At 61.5% G+C, this 17,415-nt stretch carries 20 protein-coding genes; 11 read left to right on the top strand and 9 right to left on the bottom strand.

Going from position 1 to position 17,415, the window contains the following annotated elements:
* Positions 1-8: 8 nt before the first annotated feature.
* From AC1DUY_RS14970 to AC1DUY_RS14960, 3 genes are all read right to left on the bottom strand, one after another.
* Positions 9-1,070, bottom strand: a complete 1,062-nt coding sequence (locus tag AC1DUY_RS14970; RefSeq protein WP_478115209.1) for a dipeptidase — start codon at positions 1,068-1,070, stop codon at positions 9-11.
* A gap of 101 nt (positions 1,071-1,171) precedes the next feature.
* The gene (locus AC1DUY_RS14965) at positions 1,172-1,708 is read right to left on the bottom strand and encodes a cupin domain-containing protein (protein WP_478115207.1); all 537 of its coding nucleotides are present in this window, start codon (positions 1,706-1,708) and stop codon (positions 1,172-1,174) included.
* A 107-nt stretch (positions 1,709-1,815) separates the two neighbouring features.
* A complete protein-coding gene (locus tag AC1DUY_RS14960) occupies positions 1,816-2,100 on the bottom strand; it encodes an usg protein (RefSeq protein ID WP_068736319.1) in 285 nt (94 codons plus the stop codon).
* A 419-nt stretch (positions 2,101-2,519) separates the two neighbouring features.
* On the opposite strand from AC1DUY_RS14960, the gene AC1DUY_RS14955 reads away from it, so the two are divergent.
* From AC1DUY_RS14955 to AC1DUY_RS14945, 3 genes are all read left to right on the top strand, one after another.
* Complete coding sequence (locus AC1DUY_RS14955) at positions 2,520-2,837, top strand: co-chaperone GroES (protein ID WP_089264960.1); 318 nt, start codon at positions 2,520-2,522, stop codon at positions 2,835-2,837.
* 40 nt (positions 2,838-2,877) lie between these two features.
* Positions 2,878-4,521, top strand: a complete 1,644-nt coding sequence (groL, locus tag AC1DUY_RS14950; RefSeq protein WP_093756421.1) for a chaperonin GroEL — start codon at positions 2,878-2,880, stop codon at positions 4,519-4,521.
* Positions 4,522-4,698: 177 nt separating this feature from the next.
* Positions 4,699-5,085: a hypothetical protein gene (locus tag AC1DUY_RS14945; RefSeq protein WP_478115204.1), complete on the top strand. Its 387-nt coding sequence runs from the start codon at positions 4,699-4,701 to the stop codon at positions 5,083-5,085.
* Positions 5,086-5,466: 381 nt separating this feature from the next.
* Here AC1DUY_RS14945 and AC1DUY_RS14940 read toward each other — a convergent pair whose 3' ends face one another.
* Positions 5,467-5,793 (bottom strand): ArsR/SmtB family transcription factor, encoded by a 327-nt coding sequence (locus tag AC1DUY_RS14940; RefSeq protein WP_092146851.1) that lies wholly within the window; start codon positions 5,791-5,793, stop codon positions 5,467-5,469.
* Positions 5,794-5,876: 83 nt separating this feature from the next.
* On the opposite strand from AC1DUY_RS14940, the gene AC1DUY_RS14935 reads away from it, so the two are divergent.
* Positions 5,877-6,629 carry an SDR family NAD(P)-dependent oxidoreductase gene (locus AC1DUY_RS14935; protein WP_478115201.1) on the top strand — a complete coding sequence of 251 codons (753 nt, stop codon included), beginning with the start codon at positions 5,877-5,879 and terminating at the stop codon, positions 6,627-6,629.
* Between the two features lie 97 nt (positions 6,630-6,726).
* Here the strand turns inward: AC1DUY_RS14935 and AC1DUY_RS14930 are convergent, their stop codons facing one another.
* Together AC1DUY_RS14930 and AC1DUY_RS14925 are read right to left on the bottom strand one after the other, a co-directional pair.
* A complete protein-coding gene (locus AC1DUY_RS14930) occupies positions 6,727-7,152 on the bottom strand; it encodes a hypothetical protein (RefSeq protein WP_478115199.1) in 426 nt (141 codons plus the stop codon).
* A gap of 55 nt (positions 7,153-7,207) precedes the next feature.
* Positions 7,208-8,035 carry a transglutaminase domain-containing protein gene (locus tag AC1DUY_RS14925; protein WP_175365799.1) on the bottom strand — a complete coding sequence of 276 codons (828 nt, stop codon included), beginning with the start codon at positions 8,033-8,035 and terminating at the stop codon, positions 7,208-7,210.
* 277 nt (positions 8,036-8,312) lie between these two features.
* Here AC1DUY_RS14925 and AC1DUY_RS14920 point away from each other — a divergent pair, with 277 nt between their 5' ends.
* The 4 genes from AC1DUY_RS14920 to AC1DUY_RS14905 all read left to right on the top strand — a co-directional run bounded on the left by AC1DUY_RS14920 (position 8,313) and on the right by AC1DUY_RS14905 (position 10,386).
* Positions 8,313-8,576 carry a hypothetical protein gene (locus AC1DUY_RS14920; RefSeq protein ID WP_093756427.1) on the top strand — a complete coding sequence of 88 codons (264 nt, stop codon included), beginning with the start codon at positions 8,313-8,315 and terminating at the stop codon, positions 8,574-8,576.
* The gene (locus tag AC1DUY_RS14915; RefSeq protein WP_309948724.1) at positions 8,573-8,869 is read left to right on the top strand and encodes a hypothetical protein; all 297 of its coding nucleotides are present in this window, start codon (positions 8,573-8,575) and stop codon (positions 8,867-8,869) included. The genes AC1DUY_RS14920 and AC1DUY_RS14915 overlap by 4 nt, the downstream gene beginning before the upstream one ends.
* A 257-nt stretch (positions 8,870-9,126) precedes the next feature.
* Entirely contained in the window at positions 9,127-9,402 is a 276-nt protein-coding gene (locus AC1DUY_RS14910) for a DUF1488 family protein (RefSeq protein ID WP_089264967.1), read from the top strand.
* 69 nt (positions 9,403-9,471) lie between these two features.
* Positions 9,472-10,386: a tetratricopeptide repeat protein gene (locus tag AC1DUY_RS14905; RefSeq protein ID WP_478115196.1), complete on the top strand. Its 915-nt coding sequence runs from the start codon at positions 9,472-9,474 to the stop codon at positions 10,384-10,386.
* Positions 10,387-10,433: 47 nt separating this feature from the next.
* Here AC1DUY_RS14905 and AC1DUY_RS14900 read toward each other — a convergent pair whose 3' ends face one another.
* Together AC1DUY_RS14900 and AC1DUY_RS14895 are read right to left on the bottom strand one after the other, a co-directional pair.
* Positions 10,434-11,570 carry a DUF2778 domain-containing protein gene (locus tag AC1DUY_RS14900; RefSeq protein WP_478115194.1) on the bottom strand — a complete coding sequence of 379 codons (1,137 nt, stop codon included), beginning with the start codon at positions 11,568-11,570 and terminating at the stop codon, positions 10,434-10,436.
* A 477-nt stretch (positions 11,571-12,047) separates the two neighbouring features.
* On the bottom strand, positions 12,048-12,749 hold the full coding sequence (locus AC1DUY_RS14895) for a DUF899 family protein (protein ID WP_478115192.1): 702 nt from the start codon (positions 12,747-12,749) through the stop codon (positions 12,048-12,050).
* Between the two features lie 166 nt (positions 12,750-12,915).
* Between AC1DUY_RS14895 and AC1DUY_RS14890 the strand changes: the two genes are divergently transcribed.
* Complete coding sequence (locus AC1DUY_RS14890; protein WP_478115300.1) at positions 12,916-13,437, top strand: DUF6886 family protein; 522 nt, start codon at positions 12,916-12,918, stop codon at positions 13,435-13,437.
* A gap of 167 nt (positions 13,438-13,604) precedes the next feature.
* Here AC1DUY_RS14890 and AC1DUY_RS14885 read toward each other — a convergent pair whose 3' ends face one another.
* Positions 13,605-16,154 (bottom strand): diguanylate cyclase, encoded by a 2,550-nt coding sequence (locus tag AC1DUY_RS14885; RefSeq protein WP_478115190.1) that lies wholly within the window; start codon positions 16,152-16,154, stop codon positions 13,605-13,607.
* A 181-nt stretch (positions 16,155-16,335) separates the two neighbouring features.
* On the opposite strand from AC1DUY_RS14885, the gene AC1DUY_RS14880 reads away from it, so the two are divergent.
* Complete coding sequence (locus tag AC1DUY_RS14880) at positions 16,336-16,839, top strand: RrF2 family transcriptional regulator (protein WP_089264972.1); 504 nt, start codon at positions 16,336-16,338, stop codon at positions 16,837-16,839.
* Between the two features lie 31 nt (positions 16,840-16,870).
* Positions 16,871-17,335 (top strand): carboxymuconolactone decarboxylase family protein, encoded by a 465-nt coding sequence (locus AC1DUY_RS14875; protein ID WP_149531031.1) that lies wholly within the window; start codon positions 16,871-16,873, stop codon positions 17,333-17,335.
* Positions 17,336-17,415: the final 80 nt, after the last annotated feature.

The following is a 17,415-nucleotide window of genomic DNA, read 5'->3' as shown; positions in this document are numbered from 1 at the left end:
AGCGCCGGTCAGCCGATCGTCCGCTGCAGCAGATCGAGCCAGTTGCCCGCGCCGAGCTTGCCGAGCAGCGTCTCGGAATAGCCCTTGTCGCGCAAGGCCACGAACAGCGCCTGCAGGCCCGCGGCGGAGTCGATGGCCTCGGGCACCACCGCGCCGTCGAAATCCGATCCCAGCCCGACGTGATCCTCGCCCAGCTTCTCCAGCAGATAGTCGATCTGCTGCACCATCAGCTCGATGCCGGTGTCGGGCCGCATGCTGCCGTCGGGGCGCAGGAAGCAGGTCGCGAAATTCAGGCCGACCATGCCGCCGGTGTCGCGGATCGCGGCGAGCTGCTTGTCGGTGAGATTGCGCGGCGACGGGCACAGCGCGTGGGCATTGGAATGGGTCGCCACCAGCGGCGCTTTCGACAGCCGCGCCACATCCCAAAAACCCTTCTCGGTGATGTGCGACAGGTCGACCAGAATCTTCAGGTCATTGCAGGCGCCGATCAACCGCTCGCCGGCCGCGGTGAGACCGTCGCCGAGATCGGGCCCGGACGGGAAGTGAAACGGCACGCCATGGCCGAAGATGTTGGTCCGGCTCCACACCGGCCCGATCGACCGCAACCCCGCCGCATAGAGAACGTCGAGGAATCTGAGCTCGGCGTCGATGGCCTCCGCGCCTTCCAGATGGACCACCGCGGCCAGCGCCTTGCGCTCAATGGCGGACCGGATTTCGGCGGTGGTGGTGCAGATCGCCACCGCGCCTGCGGAAGCACGTTCGAGCTGCAGCAGGATGGCCAGTTCGGCGACGACGGAATTGCGCGCCTCGTCCATCGTCAGCGGCTCGGGAAGCGGCACGGCGTAGCGTCCGCCCGTCATCTGCGCCATGAATCCCGATGACGCCTGAGCCGCCGGCGAATACAGCGCGAACAGCCCGCCGACGAACGCGCCGGCCTTCGCCTTCGGCAGGTCGATGTGACCGGCGGCTTCCCCGGTCAGGAAGTCGGATACCGGATCGTGCGATTGCGATTTGTACAGCCGCAGCAGCACATCGTTGTGACCGTCGAAAACCGGAACGGATGCAGTCATGAGATACTCGTTGAGGGCCAGGGCAGCGACGGGCTCAGCATAGCTGATTCAATGCCACTGCGACGCGCGAACAAGGCACGCGTCGCATTTCCGCACGCGAACTACCGGACTTCCACCGTCTTGAATTCCGCCGGCAGGATTACTTCAAGCAATTCGCAATTGTCGGAGTAATCGCGGATCAGGTGCCTGATGCGCGGCGGCTGGGTCCAGCATGACCCCTGACGCATGGTCATCTCGCCCTCGCCTTCCATATAGGCCTTCACCCAGCCATTCAGCACATAGACCAGCTGAAACTCGGCATCGTGATAGTGAAGCTTGGAGACCTCTTTCGGATCGCAAGGTCCGATCAGCCGGATGACATGCGCATGCGCCAAACCGCCGGTCGCAGCGGCAACGCCGAGATCGCGATACTTCGCATAAGCGCGCAGGCCGTCGCCGAGAAATGCTTCTTCCTGATAGTGACTGATCGCGACGCGCTGCTTGCGGCGCGGGCCGGATTTCGCGACAGCTTTTGCACTCGCCTTGGCTGGCTTGCCAACCGCGAACTTCTTTGCTGCTTTTGCTACCGCCTGTGTCGCAGGCTTCTTCGTCGCAGCCGCTTTCGCTGCGCTCTTTGACGTTCGCTTCAGCTTCGCCATGTCGTGTTTCCCACCCGGCGCAATGCCGAACAAACGGCCAGCGCATCCGGGAACCTAGCTGTAGTTCAGCACAGCGGCAATTCATCCGGCGCGTTGAGAGGCGCGGACTAGTGCAACCGGAAGACGCCATCCACGGCACGAAGCTCGGCCGGCTTGATCAGTTTCGAATGCGCGACGGTGACCGCAAAGAGCGGGCCATCGAGCTTCTCCTGCCAGAAATCGAGGAAATCCTTCAGCGCGGGAAACTTCGGAAACAGATCGTAGTTCTGCCAGACATAGGTCTGCAGCAGCGATGGATGGTCCGGCATGCGGTAGAGAATCTGCGCCGTCGTCAGTCCGTAGCCAAGCACCTGCTTTCTGAAATCGTCAGAAGCTGCATTTCTCGAGACCATGTTCAACCTCCATGGACAGAGCGCATTCGGCTAAGTGGATTCCGGTTTGACGTCGAACTTCGCTCTGCTCTCCTGTGACCGTGCTGACTGCAGCGAACCGGCTTCCACTTCGCCCGTGACAACACGATGCATGAAATGTGACGCAAGCAACGTCCTCATCACAAGCTTAAAAGTTTAATAATGGGTTGAAAGCCGAATGTTAGCAGCCACTTACCGTGGATGCTAACGGATTCGAGAACCGGTATCGGAGGGTCTTAACCAATTCTGGCACCCGTCATATTTGAGTGCCAAAATATTTGATACAGACCCTTGCCGGTGAGGAACGTTCGGCCTATGTCCGGACCAGCTGCGCTGGCACTTGTTGGCTCAGACTGCCAATTTAAATTTCTCAAGCATCTACAGAAACTTAGGAGGACTGCATGAAATTCCGTCCGCTTCACGATCGCGTTGTGGTCAAGCGTATCGACGCCGAAGAGAAGTCCGCTGGCGGCATCATCATTCCGGATAGCGCCAAAGAGAAGCCCTCCCAGGGCGAGATCGTCTCCGTCGGCCCGGGCGGCCGCGACGAAGCCGGCAAGCTGATCCCGATCGATCTGAAGGTCGGCGAGCGCGTGCTGTTCGGCAAGTGGTCGGGCACCGAGGTCAAGATCGATGGTCAGGACCTGCTGATCATGAAGGAAAGCGACATCATGGGCGTCCTCGAAGGTGCCGCTCCCGCCAAGAAGAAGGCCGCTTAAGCGCCTTTCCCACCCATCCTGATTTTCAAGGAAGCAAAACATGTCAGCTAAAGAAGTGAAATTCGGCGTTGATGCCCGCGACAAGATGCTGCGCGGCGTCGACATTCTCGCCAACGCCGTGAAGGTGACGCTCGGTCCGAAGGGCCGCAACGTCGTCATCGACAAGTCGTTCGGCGCGCCCCGCATCACCAAGGACGGCGTCACCGTCGCCAAGGAAATCGAGCTCGACGACAAGTTCGAGAACATGGGCGCCCAGATGGTGCGCGAAGTGGCCTCGAAGTCGGCCGACGCGGCCGGCGACGGCACCACCACCGCCACCGTGCTCGCTCAGGCGATCGTCCGTGAAGGCGCCAAGTCGGTTGCTGCCGGCATGAACCCGATGGATCTGAAGCGCGGCATCGACCTGGCTGTGGAAGCCGTGGTTGCTGACCTCGTCAAGAACTCCAAGAAGGTCACCTCGAACGACGAAATCGCCCAGGTCGGCACCATCTCGGCCAACGGCGACGCGGAAATCGGCAAGTTCCTCGCCGACGCCATGAAGAAGGTCGGCAACGAGGGCGTCATCACGGTTGAAGAAGCCAAGTCGCTCGAAACCGAACTCGACGTCGTCGAAGGCATGCAGTTCGACCGCGGCTACATCTCGCCCTACTTCGTCACCAACGCCGACAAGATGCGCGTTGAATTCGACGACGCCTACATCCTGATCAACGAGAAGAAGCTCTCCTCGCTGAACGAGATGCTGCCGCTGCTCGAAGCCGTCGTGCAGACCGGCAAGCCGCTCGTCATCGTCGCGGAAGACGTCGAAGGCGAAGCTCTCGCCACCCTCGTCGTCAACCGCCTGCGTGGCGGCCTCAAGGTCGCTGCCGTCAAGGCACCGGGCTTCGGCGATCGCCGCAAGGCCATGCTGCAGGACATCGCGATCCTGACCGGCGGCCAGGCGATCTCGGAAGATCTCGGCATCAAGCTCGAGAACGTCACGCTCGCCATGCTCGGTCGCGCCAAGAAGGTGATGATCGACAAGGAGAACTCCACCATCGTGAACGGCGCCGGCAAGAAGGCCGACATCGAAGCACGCGTGGCGCAGATCAAGGCGCAGATCGAAGAGACCACTTCGGACTACGATCGTGAGAAGCTGCAGGAGCGTCTCGCCAAGCTGGCTGGCGGCGTTGCCGTCATCCGCGTCGGCGGCGCGACCGAAGTCGAAGTGAAGGAGCGCAAGGACCGCGTTGATGACGCGATGCATGCGACCCGCGCTGCGGTTGAAGAAGGCATCGTCCCCGGCGGCGGCGTCGCTCTGCTCCGCGCTTCGGAACAGCTGAAGAAGATCAAGACCGCGAACGACGACCAGAAGACCGGCGTCGAGATCGTCCGCAAGGCCCTGTCGGCTCCGGCTCGCCAGATCGCCATCAACGCAGGCGAAGACGGTTCGGTCATCGTCGGCAAGGTCCTCGAGACCGCGACCTACAGCTACGGCTTCGACTCGCAGACCGGCACCTACGGCGACATGCTCAAGAAGGGCATCATCGATCCGACCAAGGTTGTCCGTGCAGCGATCCAGAACGCAGCTTCGGTTGCCGGCCTGCTGATCACCACGGAAGCCATGGTTGCCGAGCTGCCCAAGAAGGGCGGCGCAGGCGCAGGCGGCATGCCTCCGGGCGGCGGCATGGGCGGCATGGACTTCTAAGTCCAGCCACTCAGGCAGGGTTCAAGAATGCAAAACCCCGGCAGCGATGCCGGGGTTTTTGTTTGCATCGAGTCGCTCGGAGATTCCGCATCACTTATTGCTGCGACCGATACAATTACTAATTGCATAAAGTCCCTTCCCGAATAGGATACCGCCGAATTATTCGGGAAATTGGGAATGCACCGCGCTGTCATCGTCGCCATGAGCCTTCTTCTGTCCTGCGCCGGGGCTCAGGCGCAAGCCTCAAGGGTCGCATTGAGTGGTGCGACGATCGAGCTTAGTCAGATTGCGATGGTCAATCCGGACTGCAGCAATGCGGGACGCCCCGTCATTCGGTTAACTCAGCAGCCCGAATACGGACGCCTGATCATCAGCAATGCGTCGATCTTTCCGTATTTCCGTCCCGTCAATCCGCGGAGCGACTGCAATTGGCGGCGCGTCCCCGGCGTCATCATCAAATACGTTTCGCAGCGCGGCTACACCGGATCGGACAGTGTCAGGCTCGAGGCATTCTATCCCAATGGTCAAATGCGCAACGGCGCTTTCAATATCACGGTGAGATAGGCCCGTAGGGCGGATTAGCGAAGCCTGATCCGCCGAGCACGCGGAGCTGCGCAATACGCTGCACGCTGCGCTATTGCGCCCTACGACTTCGAACTCCGTTGCGCCCCTATCGTCGCGACAGCGAAAAGCCCGGCATCGCTGCCGGCTCCCTGTCGTTTGGGTGCGACCCCGGCCTCGCGCCTCATTTCAGCTTCACGCCCGCGTGCGTCACCACCTTTCGCCAGCGCGTCGCTTCACTCGACACCATCTTGCCGAACGCAACAAGAGTAACCCGGATAAGCGAAGCGCTATCCGGAGAGGATCTTATAATTGGTCAATCCCGCATGTCGCTTCGCTCATGCGGGCTACTCGTTGACATAGGTTGTGCTTTTAGCGCCAACCTTACGCCCCCGCCTCCGCCACCGACGACTGCAAAATCGCCATCAACAGCCCGGGAAACCGCGCTTCGATATCGGCGGCCCGCACGGCGTTCTGATGCTCGACGCCCTTTTTGCTGGTCTGGATCAGGCCGGCCTCGCGCAACACGCGAAAATGGTTCGACAAAGTGGACTTGGCGATGGTTGGGCATGGCGACGCCGCCGTGCAGGACAGGCAACCGCTCTCCTGCAGCAAGCCCCGGACGATCTGCAGCCGAATGGGATCAGCCAGCGCCGAGAGCACGCCGGCCAGCGTGATGTCCTTGGTCGCGGGGTGAACGAACTGAACCATAAAAAAGATATAGGCGCCCCCTTGCGCTGGTTCAATAGTCCCATACTTCCGAACTATTGAAGCATCCAAGAGGGATCACGACCATGACCAAGACATTCGAAGGCAAAGTTGCGCTGGTGACCGGCGGCTCCAAGGGCATCGGCGCTGAAATCGCCATCCAGCTCGCCGCCGGGGGCGCTGCCGTCGCCGTCAATTACGCTTCCAGCAAGAAGGGCGCCGACGAGGTCGTCGCGAAGATCACCGCCAAGGGCGGCAAGGCCGTCGCCGTGCACGGCAATCTCGCCGAGCCGGACGGCGCCAAATCGGTGGTGGCCGAGACCGTCAAGGCGTTCGGGCCGATCGACGTTCTCGTCAACAATGCAGGCGTCTACGAATTCGCCCCGCTCGACAGCATTACGCCGGAGCACTTCCACAAACATTTCGATCTGAACGTGCTCGGGCTGCTGCTCGTCTCGCAGGAAGCGGCCAGACACTTCAACCCCAACGGCGGCAGCATCGTCAACATCTCATCGGGCGTCTCGACCATCACCCCACCGGGTTCAGCGGTCTACACCGCGACCAAGGCGTCGGTCGACGCGATCACATCGGTACTGGCGAAGGAGCTCGCGCCGCGCAAGATCCGCGTCAACGCCGTCAATCCTGGCATGATCGCAACCGAGGGCGTGGTGTCAGCCGGATTCCATGAAGGCGACATGCGCAAGTGGATCGAATCCGCCACGCCGATGGGCCGCATCGGCAAGGTCGAGGAAATAGCTTCCGTCGTCGCATTCCTCGCTTCCGATGCTGCATCTTACGTGACGGGCGAAACGCTGCACGCCACCGGCGGCTTCAGGTAACCCACGCGCTCTGCTCAACAGTCTATCCGACATAGCCAAGGGCGGTGCAATCAGCACCGCCCTTGCTTGTTATCGCGAGGCCAGATCTCGCCTTGCCTCAATCATCATCACCGCCGGCCGGCGGCATCTGCGGCATAGACGGTGTCTGCATGCGATCCGCCGCTGATGGCTTCATGCGTTCGCGTGACGGAGCTTGCCCACGCATCATCTGAGCCTGATCGTGCTCGATCTGCGGAAAGAACACATCATAGCAAGCGCGGCTCAATCGCGGTCCTGCGCTGCGCAAGCAATTTTCTACCCGCCCCTCATCCGGCATTGCTGATGTACAGAGGCGAAACGCATCGGGCGTGCAGGCTTCGCGCTGTGCCTCCGTGCCGCTGCCCAAAGCCGCGACGCTGGAACCCGCAATCAATGCCACGGCGGTCGTCAGGCTCGTCAGAGTGTTTGCCATCAGTCCTGTCCTTACGAAGTTATGACAGGTGAAATTCTCAGCGGCGCGCCCGGTTCCTTCCTGGCCGCTCACATGCTGCTGAAAATGCAGGCTTAAGCGAGTGTAACGACAGAGCCCACAAAGCGATTCAGTTGACCGCCTGCGTGCTTTCGTCGATCTCGTCGGTCCACACCTTGAAACTCACCAGCGTGTTCGGCCCAAAAGTCTGCGTGATCGGCACATCCGCGGCATCGCGGCCCTGCGCGATCAACACGCGGCCGATGCGCGGGATGTTGTTGCGGGCGTCAAACGTATACCAGCGGCCGCCGATATAGGCTTCGAACCAGCCGGCGAAATCGCCGTCGGCCCATGGCTTCGGCATGCCGATGTCACCGAGATAGCCGGTGCAGTAGCGCGCTGGAATATTCATGCAGCGGCAGAAGGTGATGGCCAGATGTGCATAGTCGCGGCAAACGCCCTTCCCCTCGTTGTAAGCGTCCCAGGCGGTCTTGGTCGCGCGTGCGTGCTCGTAACCGAACTGGATATGGTTATGCACGAAATCGCAGATTGCCTGCACGCGCGCCCAGCCAGGCACAGTCTTCTCGAACAACTGCCAGGCGACGTCCGACAGCCGATCCGTCTCGCAGTAACGGCTACCGAGCAGATAGACGATCGTCTCGGCCGGCAGATCCTCCACTGCGTGCTGCACAGCGGACGGCACGATGATATCCGGCTTGCCGCTATCGTTGACGATACCGTCGGCTTTGAACGTGATGCGGCCCGTCGGCGCAACAATGCGGCTGCACCAGTTGCCAAAGCCATCGCGATACGGCGTGATCGGAACTGAGGGATTTATCGTGAGATAGTCCGGCACCACCACGTCGGAGGCACGCGTGAAGTGCATGCCCATCACGATCATGACAGGCGTCGGCTGCGGGAAATCATAGATCATCTCGTAGCCAACACGGATCTTCATGCAAAACACCTCATCCCGGCAAATCGTTGATTTCAAAAGCGAGACATCGCAAGCGTTGCACATTGCGCGACGATCTTGCGAGAAAAACCCAGCGCAAGCGTCGACCAGAATGTCATCGATGTCAGATACATCCTCGAAATGGCGACAAAACGTCCAATAACAAGACAATCATAGCGAAATTCGACGAAACACCGGATCGCTCAAAGAAATCGGTGGCTAATGTCTGTGAATAAGCGCACGCTGAACGGATGCCGGATCTCAGCAGCGACATGCGCGCGTGACCACGAGATCGCGCCGTGAGACCGTTACTTTCAAGCATCCTTTCCAGTTGAAGGGCCTTGGTCGTTTGATCCCAGCAGGGTCGTATGACGTCATCACCGATGAGGAGATGATCGAGGGACTGTCCTTCGCCAGCTATCGGCGCACGGCGACCATGATCATCGTGCCTGGTGCACCGCCCCATACAAGTTCCATGGAGATGATCTCCATTGGGTCGCTTGAGCTGGCGGATGTGCAGCGCATTGATGCGAGCGCACCATGACCGACACTCCCGTCGAGCTGGATAGTCGCCGCGGCATGGCAGCACAGAAGGCCACCGATATCCGGCGCAGTCTCGCCGAAGTCGAATCCAATGCCACAGCACTGCGTGAGCGGCAGCTGGCACTCGAAGAGCAGTTACTGACCACGCCGGCCACCACATGGCCTGAGGCTGCAGCGAAGGCGCGCTACGTCCTCAATCTCTACGGCGCATCGCTGAGCGCACAGGATACCCAGCACCGCGATCTGATCGCGATCGTGCTGGACGACTTCACGCGGCTTGCCGCCAACGACTGATCCCATCATTACGCAGGTCGCAGCGATCCCGCAGCAGCCAGCGCTCAACCGAAAGCATCCTCATGCAGAACCTCTTGCACCGTCACGTTCAAGTCGCAGAATCTCTCCGCCTCGGCGTCGAGTCCGGCTGGTACAGCACCAAGATCAGCGGAACCTTTGTTACGGGCCCACATCCCACCGAGGCCGAATGCTTGCGCAAGATCGCTGAACTCAACCCTGTTGTGCCAAAGCGCAAGGCCTAACGCGGGAAGACGACGATGGCGCTTACACACGGTGTTTTCCAAAGCTTCGAATATAATCGCATGGTTGTCCTGTTCTCGATGATGAATGACGCGACCGAAGTCACCTGCGCGATCAGCACCAGCGCGATGGACGAGCTTGAAAAGGCGAAACGCACCAAGCCCGAACAACGCGAGGAGCAGTTCGTCCGGCTGCGCGATCGCATCGAGGCCTGCGCAGCGCGCAAATTCGCGAACGCCGAATTTGAGGGCAAGCCGCCCGGTATCGTGCTGCGCAGCATCGATTTCCGGTAGCCTCTCCCACCATTGAACCCTTCCTCCTCGCGGTGTGACCAACGCCTGTCACACGCGAGAGGTCGAGCCATGCGCCACTTTCCAAGCCTGAACCGTTGCGCCGTCCGCGTCCTGTTCGCTGCCATGCTGGCGAGCGCAGCAATGCCGATCGCGCAAGCTGCCGCCGACGATGCACAGCAATGTACCGATGCCTCCGGCGTCCTGGCGATCGCGGCCTGCGACCGCGCCATCGCGTCAGGCAACTACCGCGGCCGCCAGCTTGCTGAGCTGCATTTCAACCGTGCCTTCGAATATAATGAACGGCACGAGAGCGGCCCTGCCATGGCTGCCTTCGACGAAGCCATCCGCCTGAACCCAGATTATGCCCGCGCCTATTTCATGCGCGGCAATCTCTGGCTCGCCCGCGGCGACAACGACCGCGCCATCAGCGACTTCAGCGTGGCGCTCGGTCTCGATCCCAACAACACCGATGCCTATGTCAATCGCGGTGTCGCCTGGTACGCCAAGGATGACAACGACCGCGCTATTGCCGACTACGACATGGCGATCCGTCTCAATCCGCAGGAAGGCGGCGCCTATAGCAATCGCGGCGGCGCCTGGCTGGTGAAGGGCGATCATGCGCGCGCCATCGCCGATTTCGGCGAAGCGATCCGGATCAATCCGAACGATCCCTGCCCGGTGTTCAACCGCGGCTTCGCCTTCAGCCTGAAGGGAGACAACGATCGTGCCATCGCCGACTACAACGAGGCAATCCGCATCGCACCGACCTATGTGGCGGCGCTGACCAATCGTGGCAGCGTGTGGTCCGACAAGGGCGACAACGACCGCGCGATGGCCGATTTCAATGCGGCGCTGCGCATCAATCCGAAATACGCCAAGGCGCTCTATCTGCGCGGCATGACACGGCTTGAAATGGGCGACATTACGGGCGGCGCAGCAGATGTCGCCAGCGCAAGGAAGATCGATCCGAAGGTCGGCTCATAGTCACTTAACGCGCATCGCCTTCATGAGCGGCACGTCAGTCATATCGATCAGTCGAGTTTGGCAACCACGATGAGGCGCTTCACTTCGCCGTTGCGATAAGCCTGCAGGAACTTGTTGTAGTCCCGGAACGAAACGCAACCGTTGGAATCGCCATTGGGGCCGAGCATGTAGGTATGCGCGAGCAGACCCGTGCGGCCATGGATCGCGCCCTCGCCGCCGACCGGCGTCAGGCGCAGCGCGGCCACGCCGTGGAACAGAGCCTCGCGCGGCTTCAGATCATAGATGTGTGGCGGCGTCACGCCGCGCATCTTCTCGTGGGCATAAGCGGGATTGTCGAGACGGCTGCCGAGGCCGGAATGCGCTTCCAGCTTGGTGCCGTCGGGCATGTACACTTTACGCGCGGAGATATCGTAGACCGCGGTGGTGCGATCGCTCAGGGTGGGCTCATTGCTGGCCGCCGTATCGGTGCCGTTGCTCAGCACGCCGCCGTCGGAGCCGGCATAAGCGAGCACGGGGCCGGACTGCGGAGCGTTGCCGCCGAACAGTTTCTCGAAGACGTTGAAATTGCCGGACTTGGGCTGTGCGGCCAGCGCCAGCCGTGCCTTCTGCACCAGCGAGTCGTGGCCATAGGCGCCGCCCCTGGCGGCGCTGGCTTGTGCGACCGGCTGCGACGGCGCTTGTGTCGCCTGCTGCGGCGCGGACGGCGCACGGGCATCCGAGGGCCGTGCGGCCGGCATCGGAATGCTGTCGACGAGCTGGCGCACCGTCGGTGCCGGCTGCATCAGTGCGACCTCCTGCGGCTTCGCAGCCGGTGCAGGGATCACAGCTTCAGAAGCCGGGTTGCGCTTGACGAAGCGCTCGGGCGCGGCGCCCATCGAATAGGTCGGGTCGAACCAGGCGACCTGACGCTTCGGCTCGGGCTGTGCGGCAGCGAGCGGCGCATTAACGGCCGGCTCGAAACGCTCTGAGAAGGACGTGCGGTGTTCGGTGCGTGAGAAGCGGCTGTCGAAGCGTTCGGCGAAAGACGACTGGCCAACGCCTGCATCATTGCCGAGATTGGCGGAGACCATCGCAGGCTGCACGCCGTTCTGGAAAAGCTTGCCGGCGAGCGTCCATCCACCGGTCAATGCGACGGCGGCAAGAGCAGCGCCGGTCACGAACATGCGTGAACTGGATTTCGACACTTGATGCTGGCCTCGGCGTGAGGGTGCAGAATGGTTCAACGCACGTTTACTGCTGCTCATACGCCTGACGTCCAACACACGTTTACTAAGCTCCCTGCCCGTTGTGCCTGACGAGACACACAGGTCTCGAAAAGCACCGCGCAGGGATGCGAAACGCCATTAAGGCGAGTTTTAGTTAAATGCGAATTAATTGGAGGTCCCCCACCGATTGCCTACCTAAAGGCCTGCCAATCATGGCCTTTTTGAGTAACCGACAGGACGAATTCGGGGAACCTGCGAGAGCTTTGTGGGCTCTCGCAGGCCGGTCTCAGGCGCGCTGGGGTTTTGGGTCACGCCCGGCCCGAACTATTGGCGCGCTGTGATTAGGTCATTGGCCTAGTGCGAGGCTGGTGCGCGGGGAACCACATTTCCATTTGCGGTATTTAGGTAATCAAAAGGATCAATTTGTGCCGGCTAAGGCGTCAAATGATCACGACCTCAGTAGTTCAGCTTCGGATACCAGTCGGTGCCCCGCCCTTCCGGCGTAACGTCCAGAATCGTCCAGAGCGGCATCAGATCCGGCGCCCCACGCGGGTCCTGGCCGGGATCGGCCGTAGACCCATCCATCTCGCCGCTCCAGAAATGGCGAATCTTGCCGCTGCGGCGGGTGAAGACGTTGAAGGCAGCGTCGTCGCCACCGTCCTTGGTCAGCCCATGATAGTCACGGCTGAACGCGCCGGAGGTGTCCGAGAACAAAGGCAGGTAATGCCAGCCACGCTGCTTCTTGAAAGCGACCAGCCGCTCGATCGGCGAGCGCGCCACAACGGCCAGCGCCACGCGCTGCGTAATGTCAGGCACCTCGCCGTCCCAGGCCGACAGCAGCGATGTGCACATCGGGCACGGCTTCTCGCGCTGCGGCCCGTACATGTAGGAGTAAACGACGAGCGTCTGCTTGTCGCCGAACAGGCCCGCGAAATTCACGGGGCCCTTCTCTCCGATGAAGTCGTAGTCCTTGGTCACCTCGCCGCCATCTGGCAGCGCACGACGCAGCTCCGCGACGCGTTCGATCTGACGCCGCAGTTCGATCTCCTCGACAAGCAACGCATTACGCGCACCGCGGTATTCACGGCTCTCATTGGGATAGCGAAAACTGGCCTTCTTCACGAGTTCGGCCGCAGGCGTCAGGCTGGAACCGGTCATGACATGATCCTCCCTTGGTGAATTTCAACGTGTTCCGTCTGAAAGACGTTCCGGGAGCGGCCGATCCGACATGACGATCCACCAATTCATCACGCGCAGCTTCGTGAACGGCCAAACACGCATGACGGTCATTGACGCGCTGGGCATGGACGCACATGAGTGCGCCATGCGCCTGTTTCATTTCAGCGAAGAGAACAACATCGAAGTCTTCATGCCGCGGCAGGTGGAGGTTGCGACACCTCGCGCCCAGGGACAGGAGTGGCTTAATGCCCCCTTGGTCTGGGCGATCGATGACTGGCATGCGCCGATGTATCTGTTCCCGCGCGACTGCCCGCGTATTTTTGTCTGGCCGACAGCGAGCACGACGCCGGAATACCTCACCGCCTACAAGAAGATGACCACTTGCCGCATGGTCGCGCATATCGAGCTTGCCTGGCTGGACAGACTCTCCCACACCACCATCTATCGCTACGAGCTTTCGCCGGACGGGTTTGAATCGCTGGACGATGCGGGTATGTGGATTTCGCGCACGCCGTCCATGCCGCTGAACATGGAGCGGATCGACAACATCGAAAAGGCACTGGAAGCCGCCGGCGTCGAATTGCGCGTCCTGCCGTCCCTGAAGACGCTGGCGCCCTTGTGGGAGACATCGCTGCATGTCAGCGGCATTCGCCTCCGCAATGCATAGGACGGACCGATCGAGCTGCCTTAAACCGACAAAGCATGCCTGGACGTTCACGAGCCGTAGGATCGTAGCATCTTCGCGACATTCATCGCTCGTTCTCACGATGTGTGAGGGGTATCGCTCCGGTGCGATGCGCCTACGTTCTACTCATCCTGTAATGACCTACGAGCTCAGGCCGCGGTGTCGGCCTTCGCACGGCGATGACTGACTACGACGCGGTTGCGGCCCTCGCGCTTCGCCTCGTAAAGCGCGGCGTCGGCGGCCGCGAGCAGGTCGTCGCCCTTGGCGACGTGCACCGGCATCACTGCCAGACCGATCGACAGTGTGACGCCATCGAGCGTGGCCGATGGCAGCGTCACCTGCATGCGATGCACGGCATCGAGCACCTGCTGCGCCCGCTGCGCGGCAACCTCGACCGTGACGCCCGGCATCAGCATCAGGAACTCCTCGCCGCCGAACCGGCCGATGATATCCGAGGCGCGTGTCGTCTCGCGCAATATCCTGCCGAGGCCGCGCAGCACGGCATCGCCGGCCTCGTGGCCGTGACTGTCATTGATACCCTTGAAGTGATCGATGTCGAGCATCGCCAGCGCGAGCGGCTTGCCGTCCTGCTGGCTGCGCGTGGTCTCGCGCACAAGGGCATCTTCGAGGTAGCGGCGGTTGTGAAGATCCGTCAGCGGATCGCGCACTGCCTGCTGACGCAGCAGCTCGCGGAGTTCGAGATTGGCCATCGCCAGCGACACCTGTTCGGCCAGCATCGTCGCCAATTGATCCGCCCCCTCACCGAACACAGAAGTATGCTCGCGATACAGCAGACCAAGCAGGTTGTTCTGCGCGATCAGCGGCTGACAAACGAACCCTGTACCGGTGACACCGCAGGGACCGGCATGATTGCAGACCAGTCCCTGACTCGCCTCGGAAATCGGGAATGTCGTGCCACGACGCAGCGCCCAGCAGTCATCGACCGGAAACGACACCGCATCGGCCTGTAGTGCCCCCCAATGGGCGCCGCGCTGAACTGCGTTGCGGGCGTTATTCAGATAGTACAGAGCGCCCGCCTCTTCCGTGAACAGGTAACCTGCATAGGTCTGAACCGCCGCGAAAATCTCTTCGCGCGACTGACACGACTGCAGCACGCCCGAGAGTTCAGTGAGCAGCACGATTTCCTTGGCGCGAATTTCCGCCAGTTGCAGCGAGGTGGTCAGCCGTTCGTTGGCCTCCTCCATAGCGTGCGCATGCGCGCGCCGCTCCGCCTCGACAGCGAGCGCGTCGGTCTTGTCCTGGATCACCCAGAGGATATCGCCGGTCGCCAGCGGCTTGCCATAGGCATCGACCAGCAGCGTGGAACCGTCGCTGCGGCGTAGATGCAGTTCGACTTCCGTCGCCATGGCGCTGTCACGAATGCGATTCAACGCGGCATCGAACGCCTCCCCGTCCGCCTTCGTCGCAACCAGCTCGTCGATCGTGTTGCCGGGAAGCGCAGTGGAGTTGCGACCGCAGAGTTCGGCGATCCGGCGATTGCCGCGCAGGATCCGGTGGCCGGCCGTAAACAGGATGCCTGCCAGCGGATTGTCGACCAGCGCGCGCTGCTCGGCATCGAGGGTGCTGAGATTGCCGGACAACCGGCGCGACCTCATCGTGATCACGGCGAGTAGCATCATCAGGAGGCTGATGGCGGTGCCGCTGGCGAGGACGACGTTCGGCACTGTATGGCTGACCTCGTAGATCGAGCCGGGATTGGTGGTGAACAGCACGCGCCAGACGCGCTCACCGACAACCAGCGAACGATCCGCCGAGATCCCCGCCGACATCACCATCTGCGTGACGAGACCGAGATTGGGTTCAAGACTGTCATACATGAGGGTCGGAGTGACGGTCGTATCTTCCGGCTCGCCAATCATGACGCCTTCCTGCGTCGGCTTGGCGTAACCGCGATCAACCACCTGGATATGCATCTGCTGCAGCGTCCGCGGATCGAGGATGCCGCGCATCAGGTCATTGGTGCGATAGACCGATGCAACGAAACCGTGGAGCGCTGCGTTTCGCTGCGAGACGGTCTGCGTGGGCTCGCCGGCCCGATAGATCGGCGCACGGATAATGAAACCGAGGCCACCCGAGGTGTCCTGCACCAGTTTGACCGGTGGCGTCGCGACAATCCGGCCGGTCTCCGCGGAACGCCGCAGCGAGTCCAGTTGCGCAGGATTGGCACCGGCATCGAAGCCCAGCGCGCTTTCGTTGCCACGCATAGGCTCGACGAATTCGACCACGTTGTAGATTGATCGTGGCCCCGGCGGGCGCACGGCGAAATCCGGCTGTCCGGAATGCTCGATGCTCTTGTCGGCACGAACTTCCGCAACGAAGGCATCGAGATGATCCGGCGTCACATGACGCAGCGACTGCAAGGCTTGGAAGCCGGGATAGCGGCGGCCGAGATCGAGCACATCGATGTAGCGTCGGAATTGGGCGCGATCGACACGGCCGATCGAGGCGTACAACCCCTGCATGCTGACCAGTACTTCGGCGTGGGTGCGCAGCCGTTCGCTGATCGCATTGGAAATATCAACCGCGTCGACTGCGAAGCGACGCTGCATATCGGCCGCAATCAGACGCTCCGAGAATTCGCGAATGGCGAATGTCGCGGCGAGGCCGGCTCCGAGAATGGCTGCTGCAACGAAAGTCGTCCGCCGCGCCTGCGGCGCCAGCAAGTCACGCAATGCCATGTCGAGTTCCCTGAACTGACCCGGCCCCCGGCTTCGGATCACAGTACCTAGGTCGGGTGATACCGGCATCGGGATTTAGATTCTGTTGCGCTGCCCACCTGCGGACCACCTCAGGACCGGACACTTGACGACATCCTTAATCGCGGATAATTATTATCCATGATAGAGGTGGAATACAGCCATGAAGATGAGCGACGGGGTTGAGCAGGCGATCCACAGCGTGGCGATGCTCGCAGGCCTGCAATCGAACGGCGTGTTGTCCGCCGGCGCCCTCGCCGAATTTCATGGCGTATCCACCAGCTATCTCCTGAAACACCTGCAGGCGCTTTCGGGCGCCGGCTTGCTCATCGCACAGCCTGGCCCGACTGGCGGCTATCGCCTTGCCCGGACGCCAGACCAGATCACCCTGCTCGATGTCGTCCTTGCCGTTGAGGGCGATGCGCCCGCCTTCCGCTGCAGTGAAATCCGCCAGCGCGGCCCCAATCCCCTGCCCGGCAAACCGACGGCGCCCTGCGGCATCAATGCCGCGATGCTACGCGCCGAGCGCGTCTATCGCGATGAGCTGGCCAAGGTGAGCATCGCCGACGTGCTCGGCGATCTCCGCGCCAAGGACACCGACGGCGCCATCGCCGCTCGCGGCTGCGCCTTTCTGGAACTCAACGAACGACGCCGTAACGCCAACTGAAACCTGAAATCGCACACCAAGGAGAAAGACCATGCAAGCCCGCCTCAACATCGCCAAGGCCGCCCCCGACGCCTACAAGGCCGTCGCCGCGCTCGATCAATATGTCGTCAAGGAAAGCGGCCTCGAGCCTGCGATCGTCCACCTCATCAAGCTCCGCTCGTCGATCATCAATGGCTGCGCCTTCTGCGTCGACATGCATGTGAAGGAATCCCGCCACGACGGTCTCAGCGAGCAGTGGATCAACATGATGTCGGTCTGGCACGAATCGACGGTCTATACGCCACGCGAGCGCGCTCTCCTCGGCTGGGTCGATGCCGTCACGCTGATCGCGCAGACTCGCGCGCCCGATGCCGATTATGAGGCCCTGCGCGCGCATTTCTCGGAAGAGGAATGCCTCAAGATCACCGTAGCGATCGGCGCCATCAATGTCTGGAACCGTCTTGCCGTCGGCTTCCGCGTTCCGCATCCGATCGAGAAGCCGAAGGCTGCTGCCTGAACACAGGCTTCAGCAGATAATCGATAAGCGAAAGGCCGGGTTGAAAATTCAACCCGGCCTTTCTTGGTTTCAGCTTGGCC

The sequence above is a fragment of the Tardiphaga sp. P4_G1 genome (assembly GCF_056401215.1).
The sequence above is the reverse complement of the archived record's forward strand: the minus strand, read 5'-3'. Positions and strand labels throughout refer to the sequence as shown.